Source organism: Ignisphaera cupida (assembly GCF_030186535.1).
Taxonomy (GTDB): Archaea; Thermoproteota; Thermoprotei_A; order Sulfolobales; family Ignisphaeraceae; genus Ignisphaera; species Ignisphaera cupida.
Genome location: NZ_JASNVW010000006.1, coordinates 16544 through 33510, shown reverse-complemented (window position 1 = coordinate 33510; position 16967 = coordinate 16544). Strand labels below are relative to the sequence as shown.

At 33.5% G+C, this 16967-nt stretch carries 17 protein-coding genes and 3 tRNA genes; 8 read left to right on the top strand and 12 right to left on the bottom strand.

Translation table 11 applies throughout. The annotated features are described in order from the left end of the window. Positions 1 to 22: 22 nt before the first annotated feature. Together QPL79_RS07975 and QPL79_RS07970 are read right to left on the bottom strand one after the other, a co-directional pair. On the bottom strand, positions 23 to 436 hold the full coding sequence (locus QPL79_RS07975) for a Trm112 family protein (protein WP_285274284.1): 414 nt from the start codon (positions 434 to 436) through the stop codon (positions 23 to 25). Beyond that, positions 433 to 1821: a phosphoglucosamine mutase gene (locus QPL79_RS07970; RefSeq protein ID WP_285274283.1), complete on the bottom strand. Its 1389-nt coding sequence runs from the start codon at positions 1819 to 1821 to the stop codon at positions 433 to 435. Before QPL79_RS07970 ends, QPL79_RS07975 begins: the two co-directional genes overlap by 4 nt. Positions 1822 to 1925: 104 nt before the next feature. Between QPL79_RS07970 and QPL79_RS07965 the strand changes: the two genes are divergently transcribed. The 5 genes from QPL79_RS07965 to dcd all read left to right on the top strand — a co-directional run bounded on the left by QPL79_RS07965 (position 1926) and on the right by dcd (position 5506). After that, a complete protein-coding gene (locus tag QPL79_RS07965) occupies positions 1926 to 3002 on the top strand; it encodes a DUF354 domain-containing protein (protein WP_285274282.1) in 1077 nt (358 codons plus the stop codon). Continuing rightward, complete coding sequence (gene rnhB, locus QPL79_RS07960) at positions 3003 to 3635, top strand: ribonuclease HII (protein ID WP_285274281.1); 633 nt, start codon at positions 3003 to 3005, stop codon at positions 3633 to 3635. Between the two features lie 104 nt (positions 3636 to 3739). Then, positions 3740 to 4300, top strand: a complete 561-nt coding sequence (locus QPL79_RS07955) for a Mut7-C RNAse domain-containing protein (RefSeq protein ID WP_285274280.1) — start codon at positions 3740 to 3742, stop codon at positions 4298 to 4300. Further along, positions 4287 to 4943: a TIGR00296 family protein gene (locus QPL79_RS07950; RefSeq protein ID WP_285274279.1), complete on the top strand. Its 657-nt coding sequence runs from the start codon at positions 4287 to 4289 to the stop codon at positions 4941 to 4943. Before QPL79_RS07955 ends, QPL79_RS07950 begins: the two co-directional genes overlap by 14 nt. Positions 4944 to 4975: 32 nt before the next feature. Continuing rightward, positions 4976 to 5506 (top strand): dCTP deaminase, encoded by a 531-nt coding sequence (gene dcd, locus QPL79_RS07945; protein WP_285274278.1) that lies wholly within the window; start codon positions 4976 to 4978, stop codon positions 5504 to 5506. Positions 5507 to 5609: 103 nt separating this feature from the next. On the opposite strand, the gene QPL79_RS07940 is transcribed toward dcd, so the two are convergent. The 9 genes from QPL79_RS07940 to QPL79_RS07900 form a co-directional block, all read right to left on the bottom strand. After that, positions 5610 to 6779 (bottom strand): hypothetical protein, encoded by a 1170-nt coding sequence (locus QPL79_RS07940; RefSeq protein ID WP_285274277.1) that lies wholly within the window; start codon positions 6777 to 6779, stop codon positions 5610 to 5612. A gap of 192 nt (positions 6780 to 6971) precedes the next feature. Further along, on the bottom strand, positions 6972 to 8432 hold the full coding sequence (locus QPL79_RS07935; RefSeq protein WP_285274276.1) for a hypothetical protein: 1461 nt from the start codon (positions 8430 to 8432) through the stop codon (positions 6972 to 6974). Further along, the gene (locus QPL79_RS07930; protein WP_285274275.1) at positions 8429 to 9850 is read right to left on the bottom strand and encodes a type II/IV secretion system ATPase subunit; all 1422 of its coding nucleotides are present in this window, start codon (positions 9848 to 9850) and stop codon (positions 8429 to 8431) included. Before QPL79_RS07930 ends, QPL79_RS07935 begins: the two co-directional genes overlap by 4 nt. A 144-nt stretch (positions 9851 to 9994) precedes the next feature. Continuing rightward, positions 9995 to 10465 carry a hypothetical protein gene (locus QPL79_RS07925; protein WP_285274274.1) on the bottom strand — a complete coding sequence of 157 codons (471 nt, stop codon included), beginning with the start codon at positions 10463 to 10465 and terminating at the stop codon, positions 9995 to 9997. 179 nt (positions 10466 to 10644) lie between these two features. After that, a tRNA-Thr gene (locus tag QPL79_RS07920) sits at positions 10645 to 10718 on the bottom strand. A 60-nt stretch (positions 10719 to 10778) separates the two neighbouring features. Beyond that, positions 10779 to 12290: a methionine--tRNA ligase gene (metG, locus tag QPL79_RS07915; RefSeq protein ID WP_285274273.1), complete on the bottom strand. Its 1512-nt coding sequence runs from the start codon at positions 12288 to 12290 to the stop codon at positions 10779 to 10781. Between the two features lie 206 nt (positions 12291 to 12496). Then, positions 12497 to 12573: transfer RNA gene (locus tag QPL79_RS07910), tRNA-Pro, on the bottom strand. A gap of 160 nt (positions 12574 to 12733) precedes the next feature. Further along, positions 12734 to 13198: a hypothetical protein gene (locus tag QPL79_RS07905; RefSeq protein ID WP_285274272.1), complete on the bottom strand. Its 465-nt coding sequence runs from the start codon at positions 13196 to 13198 to the stop codon at positions 12734 to 12736. Between the two features lie 72 nt (positions 13199 to 13270). Continuing rightward, a tRNA-Met gene (locus tag QPL79_RS07900) sits at positions 13271 to 13362 on the bottom strand. Positions 13363 to 13543: 181 nt separating this feature from the next. Here QPL79_RS07900 and QPL79_RS07895 point away from each other — a divergent pair. The 3 genes from QPL79_RS07895 to QPL79_RS07885 all read left to right on the top strand — a co-directional run bounded on the left by QPL79_RS07895 (position 13544) and on the right by QPL79_RS07885 (position 16342). Beyond that, positions 13544 to 13933: a hypothetical protein gene (locus tag QPL79_RS07895; RefSeq protein WP_285274271.1), complete on the top strand. Its 390-nt coding sequence runs from the start codon at positions 13544 to 13546 to the stop codon at positions 13931 to 13933. Positions 13934 to 13994: 61 nt separating this feature from the next. Then, entirely contained in the window at positions 13995 to 15419 is a 1425-nt protein-coding gene (locus tag QPL79_RS07890; RefSeq protein WP_285274270.1) for a glycosyltransferase 87 family protein, read from the top strand. Beyond that, positions 15413 to 16342: a Gfo/Idh/MocA family protein gene (locus QPL79_RS07885; RefSeq protein ID WP_285274269.1), complete on the top strand. Its 930-nt coding sequence runs from the start codon at positions 15413 to 15415 to the stop codon at positions 16340 to 16342. The genes QPL79_RS07890 and QPL79_RS07885 overlap by 7 nt, the downstream gene beginning before the upstream one ends. 2 nt (positions 16343 to 16344) lie before the next feature. On the opposite strand, the gene QPL79_RS07880 is transcribed toward QPL79_RS07885, so the two are convergent. Further along, positions 16345 to 16659, bottom strand: coding sequence for a hypothetical protein (locus QPL79_RS07880; protein ID WP_285274268.1), 315 nt, complete (start codon positions 16657 to 16659; stop codon positions 16345 to 16347). Positions 16660 to 16967 lie beyond the last annotated feature (308 nt).

The following is a 16967-nucleotide window of genomic DNA, read 5'->3' as shown; positions in this document are numbered from 1 at the left end:
AATTTGTGTAACTTATACAGCGTTATTTACTTAATAAGTTATATGGTTTTCCATTCATTTTAATTTCCTCTGGCACCTTATCTTTGTACATGCTAAGAAATTCCAAATCTTCACTCTTCTTCCTATAGCTATCTGGAAGTAAACGAGGAATCTCATCTATTATGGGATACCATCTACTACAATTATTGCAGTAAAGTACTCCTGTTTTCACCTCAATCTTTATACATTCATTACATGGTATTTCAATGCCCTTTTCAGTTAACTCCTTTACAAATCCATTCTTATATGAGCAGTACAGATCGCAAAGAGGTATTTGAACATTTTGAGGTATTTTTCTACTTTCATACTTTGCTATTTCTATCACAACTAATTTTAGTGGAAAACCTTTATCTTTGCAATAAGGGCATGCCAAGTAGTTGAGGAGTCTATACTTCATTTTTCTAGCCTCTTCTTAACTTCTTCAATTTTGCTTAGCAGCTCAGAGAGAATATCTTTTGACGTTTCTTCATCCCATGATTCTACAGCTATTCTTAGCAAAGGTTCTGTTCCACTTGGTCTTACAAGAAATGATGCATTATTCATAATAACCTTTATTCCATCTATATCAATTATTTTATATGATTTGTAGTAATCCTTTAGAGACTCTACGATAGCCAACCCTTCTTCTCTATTTGAAATTGGAATCTTTGTTCTTAATATAAATGGTTTTTGAATTGCATCAACAATATTTGAAAGTTTCTCACCATTTTCGATAAGTATGTTGGCCATTAAGGCTGCTGCAGCTGTTCCATCACGTACTAACTGAAATGGTACATAGGCAAATCCTCCATTATCTTCAAAACCTGAAATTGCTCCACCAAGTTCAACAATTTTTCTAGCTATATTTAAGAAACCTACCCTTGTCCAAACAACATCTATACCATTTTTAATGAAGTATTTATCAGTTAAAATGTGGCTTGTAGAAATTGCTGTAACAATTCTTTTGGGAAGATTTGCATGTTTTTTCGCAACATAGTTACTCATTATTATTGCTGATATAGTTCCATCAACAAATCTACCCTCATTATCAATAAAAATGGCTCTATCACCATCACCATCATGCGCTACACCAAAATCAGCATTAACGGCTTTAACAATTTTCATTAAATCCGATAGTGTTTCTGGTGTTGGTTCATAAAATCTGTAAGGTAGACCAACATCAGCATTAATTGTTAAAACCTTTAACCCAAGTTCTTTTAATAGCCTTGGTGTTGTAAATACTGAAACACTATTAGCGCAATCTACCACAACCTTCATCTCTTTCTTTCTAAACTTTTCAGCATCGAAATGCTTCTTGATACCAGTTATATAATAATCTATTGCCACATCAAATCTCTCTACAGATCTTAGATCGTGCCATGAAGCTTTTCTAAATTTAGATTCAAATAATATTGACTCTATCTCCATGTCAATTTCAGGTGGAGCCTCTATACCATCGCTTAAAACAACTTTTATACCAACCCATTCTGGAGGATTATGACTTGCAGTAACAACAACACCATAGTCAAAACCACATTCTTTAACACAGTATTGCAGAGCTGGTGTTGGTGTAAAGCCAGCATCATAAACTTTAGTACCTGTCGAAACTAGACCAGCAATAACAAGATGGTAAATTAAGTTGTTGCCTATTCTTGCATCTTTACCTACTAGAGCTCTAGAACCAGGGGGGAAGTAACTACCAATAGCCATTGATAGTCTTAGTGGAAACGATATATCCTCCTTATCTACAATCCATCTAACACCATCAGTTCCAAACAGCTTTCTTTCAATTGTTTTTGTCATAATATTTTCACCCTAACTCAATTAACTACTAAATTAGTTCTGAAATATGCATTTCATTATAAACTTATTTAGAAACGTATTTAATTTAATGTTGGTAAAGGAAATTGATAACGATATGGATGGATGTTCTAACGCCAAAGCAAGCAAAGTTGTTTGGCTATATGTCACTTGTTCTAAGGGAAAGAGGGTTCAAGGTTTTTATTACAGCTAGAAATTATGATTACACAGTCTCTGTTTTAAAGAGCATCGGTTTAGAGTATAATGTTATTGGTATATATGCTGAAAGTCTCAAAGATAAGATTGCTGAAGAAGCAAAGAGAACTCTGGCCTTACTTGAAGTTTTACCTGAGTTTGATTTTCTAATGGCATTTCCCAATCCTGTAGCATCTAGGATAGCTTTTGGATTGGGAAAACCCTACATAGCTTTTACTGATAGTCCACATAGCAAGGCTCCATCAAAACTTTCGCTGCCTTTGGCTAGGGCGGTGATATTTTCTTCCTGTATTCCAAAAGAGGAAATAGAAAGATACATAGTTAGAGAAGAAACAATTATTGTTCAATTCAATGGTGTAGATGAGCTAGAGTGGATTAGGAAATTTTCTCCAGATCCAAGCTATATAGACAGATGGAACTTGAAACCTTATGAATACATAGTGATTAGGCCTCCAGAGATAAAAGCATCGTATTATAATACACAAAAAGAAGATGTTATTGAAGTATTTGAGAAGATTATTAAATCTGCCATTAGTAAAGGATACAAAGTAGTTTACTTACCTAGGTATCATAATGACTATTTGCAGCATAAATTTAAAGAATATAGAGAATTTATCATACCAAGCAATATGGTAGATGTGGATGCTTCAAAACTTAGTTACTATGCCAGGTTAGTAGTCACAGGTGGAGGAACAATGGCAAGAGAATCAGCATTGCTTGGAACTCCAGGCATATGTTTATTTCCAACAAAGCTATATGTGAATGAATGCGTATCGAACTGGGGCTTTCCACTTTATCATATATCAGATTTGCAGAAAGCTCTTAATATATTTAATCAACTGCTAAATATTTCAACGGAGCAGCTAGAACTATACAAAATGCATGCTAAGGAAAAAATAAAAATGTTTGAAATACCGTCAGAAGTTTCCTTGAAAATATTAGAAATGTTTAGTAAAGAGGCAAAATAGATGAAGACAAAAATTATAGCTGGAATTGATGAGGCTGGAAGAGGTCCACTCGTAGGTGACATGTTTATAGCCTTGGTTGCAATAGAAGAAAAGTTTCTGCCTATACTAAATAGCCTCGGTGTAAACGATAGTAAAAAACTAGCAAAACAAAAAAGAGAAAAGCTATTTCCCATAATACTTTCTCTATCATCACTTGTAATTACTAGTAGGATACAGCCTAGTCAAATAGATGAATACAATATTAATAGCTTAGAAATGAGCACAATTCTAAATATTGTTAAAAAAGCATGTAGAATCATTGATATAGAGGAAATTTACATTGATGCCTTCACCAATCCTAAGAGAATTGAGGAAAAGATAAGTTCATTGAATATTAGAGCAAAAGTCATTGTAGAATTCAAGGCAGATTCTAAATATGCTGTTGTAGAGGCTGCAAGTATAGTTGCAAAAGTTTTGCGTGATGAACATATAAAACAGTTAAGCAAAGTCTATGGAGATGTGGGAAGTGGTTATCCAAGTGATAGAAAAACGATTGACTGGTTAAAAAAGTATTATGTAACACATGGAGAGATACCACCAATAGTTAGAAGGTCTTGGAGTACCATAGACAAAGTATTGCATAAAAAAAATTAAGAAGGGTAAGACATTGTTTGAGTACAGAAACTATAATAGTTCCACAAAATAGTTTTTAATGATAGTAAAGATTAACTCATTCAACTTTAAAAAGGAGGTAATTAATGCCGAGCAATCCAAGATTTGTAGTAGATTCGATGCTTGGTCACGTAGCTCGTTGGCTAAGACTTTTAGGTTATGATACATTATACTATCGAAAAATAGATGATTGGAAGCTTTTGAAGATAGCTAAAAACGAGGATAGAATTTTGATAACTAGAGATCAAGGTCTTTTCAATAGAGCTAAAAAGTTACATGTAAGAACATTTTTTGTTGAAGATCCCGACATAAGTGTGGTTTTGGCAGAGCTTTCTGCAAGATTTAACATTCAATTAGAATTCAATAAAAACGATACTAGATGTCCAAACTGTAATACACCACTTCGCTATACAACCTCCATAATTGATGTTGCGCATAGAGTCTCTAAAAATATTGTGTTAAAATATAAGGAATTTTGGCTTTGTCCCTCTTGTAAGAAGGTTTATTGGCAAGGAAATCATTGGAAAACAATTACTGAAGTACTGGAAAAAGCTAAGATTAGAAAAGTTAATGTACTGGAAAACATAACTATTGCTATGAAAAAAGTTAATGTAGTTAATACGGGTAATAATAATGAGCCAAAGTGATGTAATTTTACCTAGTGAATTATCAATTGAGGATGGAGTATATTTAGTTAGACTAGCCAGAAAAGCAATAGAAGAATATATAAAAAAAGGCATCAAAATGGAACCTGATAAGCTAATTGATAAAAAGTTCATGAGACGTGGAATGGCTTTCGTAACTATAGAAAGAATTGTAGGAACAAGTGAGAAGGAGCTTAGAGGATGCATAGGATTTTTACAACCCATTTCATCATTAGCAAGAATAGTTATAGAATCTGCTATTGCAGCAGCAACTGAGGATCCACGTTTTCCTCCATTAAAAGAGGAGGAGCTTGAGAATATAGTTATAGAAGTTTCTATTCTTTCACCTCCAATGCTTACAAAGAATCCGATGAAGGATATAATCATTGGAAAGCATGGTATAATAATTTCAAGAGGTTGGAACACAGGAACACTGCTACCACAGGTGCCAATAGATTATTGCTGGGATGTTGAAACATTTCTTGCCGAAGGATGTTTAAAAGCTGGTTTGGAACCTGATTGCTGGTATGATAATAAAACAAAGATCTTTATATATGAAGGAAGAATATTTTATGAAGAAAAACCCTATGGTGATATAAAAGAACGTGATCTTGCTAGTGAACTAAGTAAAAAATGCAAATACTAAAGATAGTTGGAATTATTGAAGGTGTATAGATTATGATACTTTCTGACTTTGATTTAATTAATTACATAAAGAGTGAGAGATTAAAGATAATACCTTTTTCAGATGATATTGTTAGGGAAAATGGTTTAGATTTAAGAATTGGAGACGAAATATGTGTACTAAGTGAAATTAATGATGTTTTAGATCCTTATGATCCTTATGTTAATATAACTAAATTTTATAGATGCTTTAAAGCTGATGAATTTATTTTTGAGCCGAGAAAAATATACCTGGCTACAACTGTTGAATATGTAAAAGTTCCTCCAGAGCTCATGGCATTTGTGGAACTTAGATCAACATTTGCTAGAATGGGTTTATCAATACCACCCACAATAATTGATGGAGGATTTGAGGGCCAGATAACAATAGAGATACATACATCAACATTTCCAATTAAAATTAAAAAGAATACCAGGTTCCTTCATGTAGTATTTTCAAAAGTTACAACACCTATTCAGAAGCCATATGCAGGCAGATACCAAGGGCAAAAAGGTGTTAATTTACCAAAGCTACCTGTGCAATAATGCAGCTATGTTTTTTAAATCATTCCTTTTTACTACAACCTTACATATCTATATTAATTATGCAAAGATGCTAAGTGAAAAATAAACAAGTTACTAGCTCATTCTAGTGAGTTTTTAACTTAGATTCAACAAGAATGTTATTAGTTCCTAGAAGATGTTCTATTTCAAGTGTGGATAATTGATCTTTTAAAACATTTTCATTTTCATCACATATTTCAATTTTTTTAAATGGTTCCACATAGAATTCCCTATTCCTGTACCTTATTACTATGTAAATTTCAGTATTCACACTTATTTTGTGAATACCGTTAGAATTTAACTCAATGTGTATTCTACTTTTTCTATTAAAATCTAATAGACCTATCCATGTTTTTCTAAAACATGCAACACCATCTTTCATAGCTATGCATTTGCTGTTACTATCCTTTGGTATTTTATAGAGTATTTCACCATATTCATTCATAATCTTAAGAACTACATCACTATCATCCACAACTATATTTCCATAAGCTGATACATAACCTGCTATAATAGCTTTCTTTACTAATGATCCCCCCTCTAATGTGTATATATTATTATTTGATTCAAACACTGGTAAATCTTGTATAAATCCCACAAATCTAACTTCATTTTTTGTTTTTATACAGGGTCTTATATCCAACGAATATACATCTACAGTCACTATCCAATTCTTTGAAAAACCATATACAAATGGCTCCTGATATGCTATTACATCTATTGGCATACCAACTTCTATCAATCTTGGTGGTGCAACAATTACACTTCTACCATCCTCAAAGGTACAAGCAGCTGCTTTATAGCCTATACTACATTTATCTGGCCTAGCTTTTTTATATATTCTATCGAATAGTTTTAGTTCATCGTAAGTTGCTAAATAAATAGAGGTGCTTTTATCCTCATAACATGCTACAATAAATGCACCATCAATTTTAGCTGTTGCAACCTTTTCACATGATTTTATAAAATTTTTAGATTTAACAATTGCTCCTTTTTTCGACCTTTTAACAGCTATACCAAATTCAGTATGAGAAAAACCATTTGCTTCACAAACAACTTTACTCCCCACAACTACAGGTTCAGCACAAGAATTGATACTTTCAACAATCTTTCCTACACCAATTGATGTAAGTGTTATCTTGGGTTGAGCAACAACATCAATTAGAATGGATTCCTTATCAAAATTTGAAACACCTTTAACAACATAACCAAGATCCTTAAACAACCTTATGCTATATGGAAGAGCAAAATCCAATTCAACATCACCTACCTAGAGATGCTATAAGGTATTGCAAACATTTTGTTATCTCCACCTTATGACTAGGCTCTATAAAATGAGTTGCTTGTTTTTGATTTCAAGAATCTTATCTTGCATCTGAAGTACAGAAAATCTTAAGCTTATTCAATTACCATCAACAAATGTCTATGAATAATGCATTAACTAATTTTATAGTGTTAATGTGAAAAGCAGTGCTGCAAACCCTGGTAGTAATGTTGATATGTTTTTTCCCATTGCTATTTTGCTTGCTACAAAACCAAATGAAGTGGTAGCTATATACGCCATTGATATAATTGATTTGGTCATTCCTAAACCTGCACCAAGACTTATTGTTGCTGTTGATAAATATGGTGCTAGAACTATAGCTGCGATTACCAATAAGATATAAAACATTGTTTTTCTTAGCATTCTTTGAATTTCAAATACGAACATTGTGAATATATCGAATATATATGGATCAGTATCTCCAAATGTTTTGAAAAACTCTATGGACTCATTTAAATAATCTATAAGCCATAGTCTTGTACTCTTTTTTGCAAGATTCTCAAGTTTATTAGATTTAAATAAGTACATTGTTCTATAAACTCTTATGTGATTAGCCATAGACTCTACAACATCGTCTATTCTAATGGTTAAAGAAGTAAGAGTTTTTATAAATGGGTAAACACCAATAGCTATAGCTGCAATAGAGCTGTAAAAGGCATAGGTTTTAAATGTATTTAAATCAGCTAAATCAAGTACAAGCATTAGTGGTGGAAAGGCCAAGACTATTGTACCAAATGTAAATAGTGCTCTATAAGCCATGAACATTTTCTTATCTATTATAACTTTCGATACATAGGGATAGTCGGGTAAAATAAAACATGTAAGAGCTGATACAAGAACTATCAAAGCAGATACTATATTTATAATTGTTGAATTCTCGCTTACAGTTCCCTGCTCAATGTTTACCATAAACATTGTTGACATAGAAATAAGTATAACAGGAGCTATAGAAAATAGAATTGCAATTAATATAGATATGGTTATTTTGCTGTTGAGCGCTCTTTCAACATTAACTGCAATACCTTTAACAAAATCCATTGCTCTATCTCTTAAATACTGAAGAGCTGTTCCAGAGGAAAGCGATGCTAAGTATTCTGATAGAAAAAGCCTTGTTCTATCACCTGCTAATCTGCTTAGAAATGATAAGGATTCAAAAACTCCATAAATTTCAAATAATCCTAAAAATCTTTTTCCAAGCTCACTAAAAGCATATAGAACTTTACTATTTGTTATAAATTTCAGCAACTCCACAGGTTCCAAACCTGTTTTGCTAACTGCTGTGGCCTCTAAAACAAAGAATGGAAGTTCTTCATCAAGCTTCTTTCTATAACTGGAAATTGAGGTTAGGGTATCTATAACCTTTATCCATATAGATATGCCAAGACCTGTACCCAAAAAGACAAGCATTAATGTATCCTGCAAACCCCCAAGAAAAGCTAGGAGCAGTGGAACTACAAAAGCCACAGGTGTTAATAGCAAAGCTGTTCTAATCTCCTCAAAGGCTTTTTTGTATCTACCTAAATTACCTGTTGCTAAAGCCACTAACCTCCTATACCTACTTATCACAACATTGACAAAGTTCATGATAGTACATCACCAGTATTTAATATTTGTTCTATTGGTATCTCTGTCTTAATTCTTAGCTCACTCCATCTCCTAATCCTCTTAACAAGCTCTTCAAATGATATATTTAGTCCATCCTTTTCCCTATCCCACACAATATTAAAATCCATATAACCTTTTTCAGCATTATAAATAAGTTCCACAAGCCTTTTTAGCTGCCTCTTAGGTTTTTCACCATAGCCCATAATAGCTATAAAATTAAACATTGCTACTTGCACAGGTGACAAGTTAATTGGTGGACCTGTAAACCTTGTAATAACCTCTTCTGGGCTAGATCCATGAAATGTTGAATATCCTCCAAGTCCAGCAAGTAGAGCATTTACCAAAACCTTTGCCTCTTCTCCTCTTGTTTCACCAACAACAATAATTTTTGTTGCCGATGATCTTAAAGCAGCTTTGGCCAAGTCAAAAAGATCTATCTTTACAACTCCAAGTTCAAATGTTGTATATCTAACCCATGACGAGCCTGGTGGAGGATCTATTTCACCAGTATCTTCTATTATTGCTACCTTCCATCCAGGAGGAACAAAGGAGTAGAGCAGGCTTCTAAGTAATGTTGTCTTGCCTGAACCAGGCGGTCCAGCTATTATCATTGAACCCCTTGCACGTATTAAAACCTTGAATAAATCTGCAACAGCTTTAGGCAAAACACCCTGGTTTACCATGTGATAAATACTTGGTGGATTAGGCATCTTCTTTCTAATCACTATTTCAGGTCTTCTAGATGTTGAAATTGTATATGCAACCATGTGAACTCTATGACCACCGTCTTTAGGTGGTAAAGCTGTATCAACTATTGGATTCGATGTTGATATATACGTACCACATTTAGTTGCTATGAGTTGCTGAAGCTTTACAACCTCGTCAAATGATTCCAAAACTATATTAGTTCTTATAAAGTCCACCTCTGGAATTTTTTGCTCAACCCATGAATGCTTAACCCACACATGACCAGGGCCAACAATAGAAATATCTGTTATGTATGGATCATCAAGAAAGATCTGTAACTTTCCATAACCAGTAACAGATCTTAAGGCATAAATAGCTTCTGCCACGTTACCTCTATCAATACCAATTACTTCAACAAGTACATCACCTATATCATTACCTTTCCTCATAAGCGCAATAATATCATCTAGCCTACTCTCTATAGAATCAAAAATATGTTTGTCTATTAGAGGAGTTGCTACATATATCGTTTCACCATTATCATTAGTAATATCAATCTTGTAAGCACCAACAACATAACTAAACAAAACATTACCAACAATAGGTATATACCTAGTAGAGTCCCTTCCAAGTTCATACTTCGTATTTCTTCTAGGTAATCGTGAAAAAATGATTAAATGCTTTACGAGATTCTTAATGCTTAACTTCATTATCTAAACCGCCATTACTTGGTAATAAGCATAAGGAATAGAATTTTGCATTATTTGAATTAGTATCCAAATTTATTAATTGATAAGAATTAAAAATAAAAGTTTGTTTTAAATTCATTCGTAGTAAATAGCATTAAAATCCCATTACATTTGTATTCCGCCAACTGCCTTGATCCATGCTGTTGTTTCTGTTGATGTGTCTTGTACCTGTACTTCTACAGATATTGGTGAATCTGATGAGGATTTTACAGGTATAGTTATTACAAAGCTTTGACTACTTTTCAAATTAAGTGTTTGTGGAAGTGCAGGTATTATGTTTACGTTATTTACTGTTGAGCCATTTGCAAGTGTTACTCTGTAACCTATAACTTGCAAATTTCTATCCAAATTATTTCTAACATTGACTGCAACTATATATTTGCCTTGGCTAAATGTGGCACTCCACTCAGCAACAGCCATATCTGTAGCTGGTAACTTTCTCACTTGTGCATCATACCAAGACTTAATTGCAAAACCCACTACAACAGCTATTAGTATCACTATCATAATTACGACAGCTTCACTTAAACCTTTTCTAATCTTTTCTATACAACGAGGTCTTTTTGCCTTGTACATCTTTCACTCCAATAACTATATTGACTTTATAAACTGTATTGTAACATGATCAAAACAATGAAAGAAGAAAAATTTTGGTGGAATGTACTAAGCATTTGAATTGAGAATGTTGTTGATGAGAAGGTTGTGTAATACCATTGTAGAACTATTATGGTGAATATAATTCAAAGTTTTTGTAGAGCCGCCGGCGGGATTTGAACCCGCGACCACCGGCTTACGAGGCCGGCGCTCTACCAGGCTGAGCTACGGCGGCTCTTTAATAAATAGTAATGTGTTTTTGTGTTGCTTTAAGTGTTTTGTATCTTGCTCGGCTTTATTTCATTGACAATTTTTTGAATGGTATTGGGGCTTCCTTTACCCTATACTCATTTATATAACCAAACATGAATTGTTTTAACGATTTTTCTGTGCTTATTCCTAACACATTTATGATTTGACTTGTTATGTTTGGCATTATTGGGTGTAAAAGTAGAGATGCTAATCTTATGGATTCTAGTGCTGAGTATATTGTTTCAACTGGGTTTTCCTTGTTCCAAGGCTCTTGCTTGTTTAGATATGCATTTGTTTCATGTGCTATATCAAGTGTTGTCTTCACTGCTTCAGCTATTCTAATATTGTTATAATGCTCTATTGCTTTTTGAGTTAAGCTTTCAACTTTCTTTGCATGCTCATAATCCACTTCTTTTTTTACAACACCACCAAATATCTTTATAGCCAAACTTGTTACTCTTCTAACCAGATTACCATAGTTGTTAACGAGATCCCCCATATATATAGAGTCGTATATATCCCACGAAACCTCAGAATCTTTCTCAAAGTTGGCTATTCTAGCTATTATGAACCTTACCGCATCAGAACTTCCATATCTAGCAATCATATCATCAATTGAAGTTACATTTCCTGTTGATTTACCCATTTTAATTCCTTTAACAGTTAAATAGCCATGCACAACAAGCTTTTTTGGTGGTGGCAAACCTAGCATTAGGAGTAGTGAGAACCATATTGCTGTGTGAAACCATAGAATGTCCTTACCTATGAACTGTATAGAGTTGCTCCAAAGATTTTTGAACTGTTTTTCATTCTTATCAAGACCTGCTCCAGTTAAGTAGTTGAGTAACGCATCTATCCATACATAAACTGTGAATCTAGAATCAAATGGCAGTTCTATGCCCCAACTAACCCTCTCTTTTGGTCTAGCGATAGACAGATCTTGCAACCCCTCCAACTCAATTTTGGATATGACCTCATCTGCATATTGCTTTGGATACACAACATCTGCTTCTTTCAAAATCTTTAACACAGCGTCTTTGAATTGTGAAAGCTTTAAAAAATATGTTTCTTCTTCAACGAGTTCCAATGGTCTTCTGTGAATAGGACATAAAGGTGTGTTATTCTCAACAACATATTCTCTATCGCTGTAATACCTTTCACATGCTGTACAATACCATCCCTTGTACATTCCACGATAAATGTAGCCACGCTCATTAAGCAAATTCAGAACATTTCTTACAAGAGCTTCATGATCTTCATCAGTTGTTCTAATAAATCTGTTGAAACTTATATCCAGTTTTCTCCAATAATCTTTGAAAATACTTGACATTTCATCAACAAAACTCTTAGGATCCCTTCCTCTTTTCTCAGCTTCTTTCTGCAACTTAGCACCATGTTCGTCAGTTCCTGTTAGAAAGAACACTTCATAACCTATTAACCTATACCATCTGCTAACAATATCTGCAAGAACAGTTGTATAGGCATGTCCTAAATGAGGCTTATCATTAGGGTAGTATATGGGTGTAGTAACATAAACATATTTGGCATTTTCCAAGAGACTCACCTACTAAAAATACTTGGCTAAAACAGAGCAATAATAACTATAGATGAACAAGAATGTTATTGGGATTAAATCTTAAGATAATGTTTTCCAAATATCATATCTATTTACTTTACTGTAATTACCATAACTAAGCTGGAAATCGCCTGAAAGTAATATTGATACAGACCAAAGCTTATGTGTAAAATTGGTTTATTTCTTGGTGGGGCCGCGGGGATTTGAACCCCGGACCACGGGGGCCCAAGCCCCGCATTCTACCAAGCTAAACTACGGCCCCAAGTTTTTCAGCTCTTAGTTTTTAGAGGTTTTAAGCTACAGTGTTTATTCTAAGCTGTTGTAATTTTAAGTTTTTCGATATATACCTAAAACTATGATTTGAATGGGTTATGCATTACAAGCCTTTATTTTCTCTTCATATATGAGGAAATAAGCTTATTCTAAGCTATTATATTAGCTTCTTGAGGCTTTATCAGCTCCATTACCAAGCCACTATCCTTTTCTGAAGACTCAACTGCCACTGTGCTTACTAGAAGTGCGTAGGTAACATTTAGTGCTAGTTCTATGGCGTCTTTTGCTGATTTAAATTCTATTTGAGCTCCTATAGCAATTTTAAATATTTTTTGCGCTATTTTCTTAACCTCTTCATATTCATATCTTCTGTATTCCTCTATTAGAAGCCTTATTAACTCAGCCAATTGCTCTTTTTCAAAGTCTGTTAACATAGCCCAGCTTCTCACATAGTTTACTAGTGATGAGAATGTAGAGTACCTTATTTTAACTCCTAAAAATGATGATATTTCATAAATAGCCTGTAATGATTCTGAAACACAGTCCATGTCTTTATCATTCAATGCATAGATACATATCATTATATCATCTAGTTCAAAACCTAAAGACGGCAAGTACAACACCAAAAATACTCTCTCCAGAATAACATATTTATTAATTTGAAACCCAATAATAGAGATGAATAATGCCGCCGGCGGGACTTGAACCCGCGACCACCGGATCTCCCAACCTAAATAGCATATGAGTCCGGCGCTCTACCAGGCTGAGCTACGGCGGCTCAAAAACATCATTTACTGTCTAGACTTTATAAGTCTTATTCATCGTTATGACCCTTCTTCAATCAGCCCTTCTAAGCATCATCACATATTCAGCAAGGCCACCACATTCATCACATAACAACATTTTGTGTAGCAAGCTTATTAAATGCTATAAAAAATAGTTTTTCTCTGGCGAATAAATTGAAAGATTGTAGTGAAAAACTCATTGAAATTGCGAAAAACTCTGGGGCACCATTTACTATAGAAGTTGTTAAGTCTATTGCTAGAATATGTGATGAAAACCCTTATGACCTTTGGTATGAAATACTTGGAAAGATTACTCAAATAGGTGCTACATTAACCGCCTCTTCATCTTCTAAAGAAAGGAAGAGTGTAAAAGAACCTTGTTGGCGTTGCGAAGCCTGTGGAAAGATCTTTACAGATGCAAAACAACTAGTAAATCACATAACATATTTTGTAAGACAAAAAGATAAGCCACATATAGAGCTTTATCAAAAAATTAAAAAAATTGAGAATGAAAAAGGGAAGACATTTACAGAAGCAGCCTTAGAAATGCTTAAATGTTCGTAACATAATGATGAAAACTATTTAAAAATATACATAATTTTTACTAGATATTAGGCTAGTACCTATGTGGAGTACGTGTAAGGAGTTTTCAGAGAATGTAGAAGACTGTAGGAAAGTTTTTCCAAGTTTATATGATCGACGAAGAAAATATATATTGATATTAATATTACTGCTATTGTCAACTTCTCTAGTTATTGGTTGGAATTACTATGACATAATGTGGTGGATTTCTTGGTACAGAATTTTAGAGAAGAATGGACCTCTATACTTATTCTCATTATATAGATTATGTAGAGTACCAACATGCAAAGTTCCTTATCCCCCTATAGCAGTAATAATGTTTGTTTCTATTTATGCTCTTGCCATGATAATGCCATATCAATTGAGATACGCAATACTCAAACTGATATTAGTTGTAGTTCCTGCTTACATAATTTTTAAAGTTATTAGAAAGAGTAGAGGATTTGAAATAGCTTTGCTTTGGTTATTAAGTCTTCCATTCCTTCAGATACTATTTGCACTTCAATTTGATGTCTTAGTTGCGTTGTTTGTACTGCTTTCAACTCTTTATATTTGGAGTGGAAAACATTTTAAAGCTGCAGCATCCCTAGCCATAGCCACATTGATAAAGCCCATAGTTGCTGTTATTGCAATACTTCATATGATTTTTCTATATAGAAGAGGTGGGTTTAGAAAGGTTATTGAGTATATTGCCATAGCACTTGTTATTGGATTAGCCATTACAACGCCATTCATTGTTGCATCTGGCAAAAACTTTGTAGAGAATGTGATAAGTTTTCATGCTACAAGACCTCCTCAAGATGCTTCTCCTTGGGCTATAGCAACATTTGTTCTAGAATCCAATATAACTAAATATAACAACATTATAGATAACCTCTGGACAATACCTTTTGTTATTGCACTTTCTTTCACAGTTCTTGGATTCATCATTATCATGAGGCAAAAACCCTATGTTTCGTTAAGATTCTTGGCTTTATCAACATCAATATTGCTTTTGCTAACAATAGTATTTGGCAAAATTGGTAATACAAATTACTTAGTTTGGATTGTACCAACATCAATAATAGCACTTGATTGTCAAATTTTAAGAAAGTTTTACTTGCTAACAACTCTACTAGTTTTGCTAGTTTCGGTACCGATGACTGGAATAATGCTCTATCTAGCTCCTGCTGTAAGCGCAGAACCAACATTTATGGCTGAAGATCTTGGTTATTGGGATGCTCGTACACTATTTATGCAATCAATAAACTATTACATTATCTATGCGCTTAGCATATTTCAGCAATATTCTTTATTGCCAATTAGAATAGTTGCACCAAGCGATTTTTTAGAAACAATAAACTATATTACAACGTTAATTGATGTTAAAAAGATTTGTCTTGTAGGTCTTGTCATACTTGCACAAATACTTTTAATGCTGCTATTAATTTTGCATTATAAATCATTGTATGGTGAAACATCATGTTAAGAATCGGTGTAATAGGCGTAGGTCGATGGGGCAAAAATCATGTAAGAGTTTTAAAACAATTGGAATATGAGGGTAAGGTGAAGCTGGAGGCGATATGCGATGTCAAAGAGGATCTTGTTTTAGCCATTAAAAATGAGTTTAAAGTGCCAATAGCAAAAACAGATTATCGTGAAATGCTTAAACATGTTGATGCAGTAATCATTTCAACATCTATTAGCGAGTTATTTAAAGTTGCAGAAGGTGTTTTAATTGAAGGTAAGCATGCATTAATAGAAAAGCCTGTTGCAACATCTGTTTATGATGCTATGAAACTTTTAGAAATAGTGCATTCAAACAAGCTTGTAGCAGCACCTGGAATGATAATGCGGTTTGATCCTACAGTTAATAAACTTAGAGAAATTCTATTAAATGAAGCCATAACCTATATTATTTTCAAAAGACTTTCTAAAAGACCTGAACACATGCTTTCTTACCCTGTACTATTAGATTTAGCAGTACATGACATAGATTTGTGTAGATATATAACAAGTAATGAAATAGCTGAGGTTATCGATTCAAAGAAAATTAAACTACCATATGACGAAATAGTATTAGCAGTTCTAAGAACAACAAATAACATTTACTGTATTCTACATGTAGATGGTTTTTCACCTTATAAAATCCGTGAAATTGATGTGATTACACCAAAACTATTTGTAAGAGCTGACACAAGCAAAGGTAAAATACTATACTATGATACGTCAAATGCTAAGGTTCAAGCACAAGAGAATGTTATTCAAGTAGAGTATTATGAGCCATTGAAAAAGGAGTTGGAATGGTTTATAGAAGTTGTTAAAACAAGGCCTGCTACCTATGCACCAAGTTTGTATGATGCTGTTGAGAATTTGAAAGTAGTTGAAGCTATACAATCTAAAATTTCTTAAGTCTATTCCATTTCAATCCAGGTATATCCACAATTAGAACACTTAAATGTTTTGACTATAGAGTCAGAGCTCTCAGCTGAAGAAGCATGTTTTCTCCAATAGTAAACACCTTTTTTACCACACTGAGGACAAACAATGGTTTCTTCAAATATAGCTCCAGGTGGAATGCCGAGCACCACCTCTTCTTTCTTCTCAATGTATTGAGTGAACACAGTAGATTTTCTCAACATAACAGAAGAATCTTTGCTAAGCGTTTTTCTATAGCCACATTTAACACAAACTAGTGTTGAAACTCCATCTACACTTTTTACAACCATGATGCTTCCACACCTTGGACAGAAATACATTGGCATATCACCAGAGAAACTTGTTTCTCACTGAATTCTTAGTTTAACTAGGATATATGCTTAACAATTAATACAATGCTAGCTACTATTACTTACACCTCCTTAGCTGCTTCACAAACAATGAATATAAATACAAAAATGAATGTAGAAATATGAGAATTTTTAATTAAGAAAATTTCACAATCCAAGGATAAGATAATCCCTATACACACAATTGAATCGCAATCTAAATCCAAACACTATATTTTATGGAATTGGCAAAGTAACAAACAAATCCA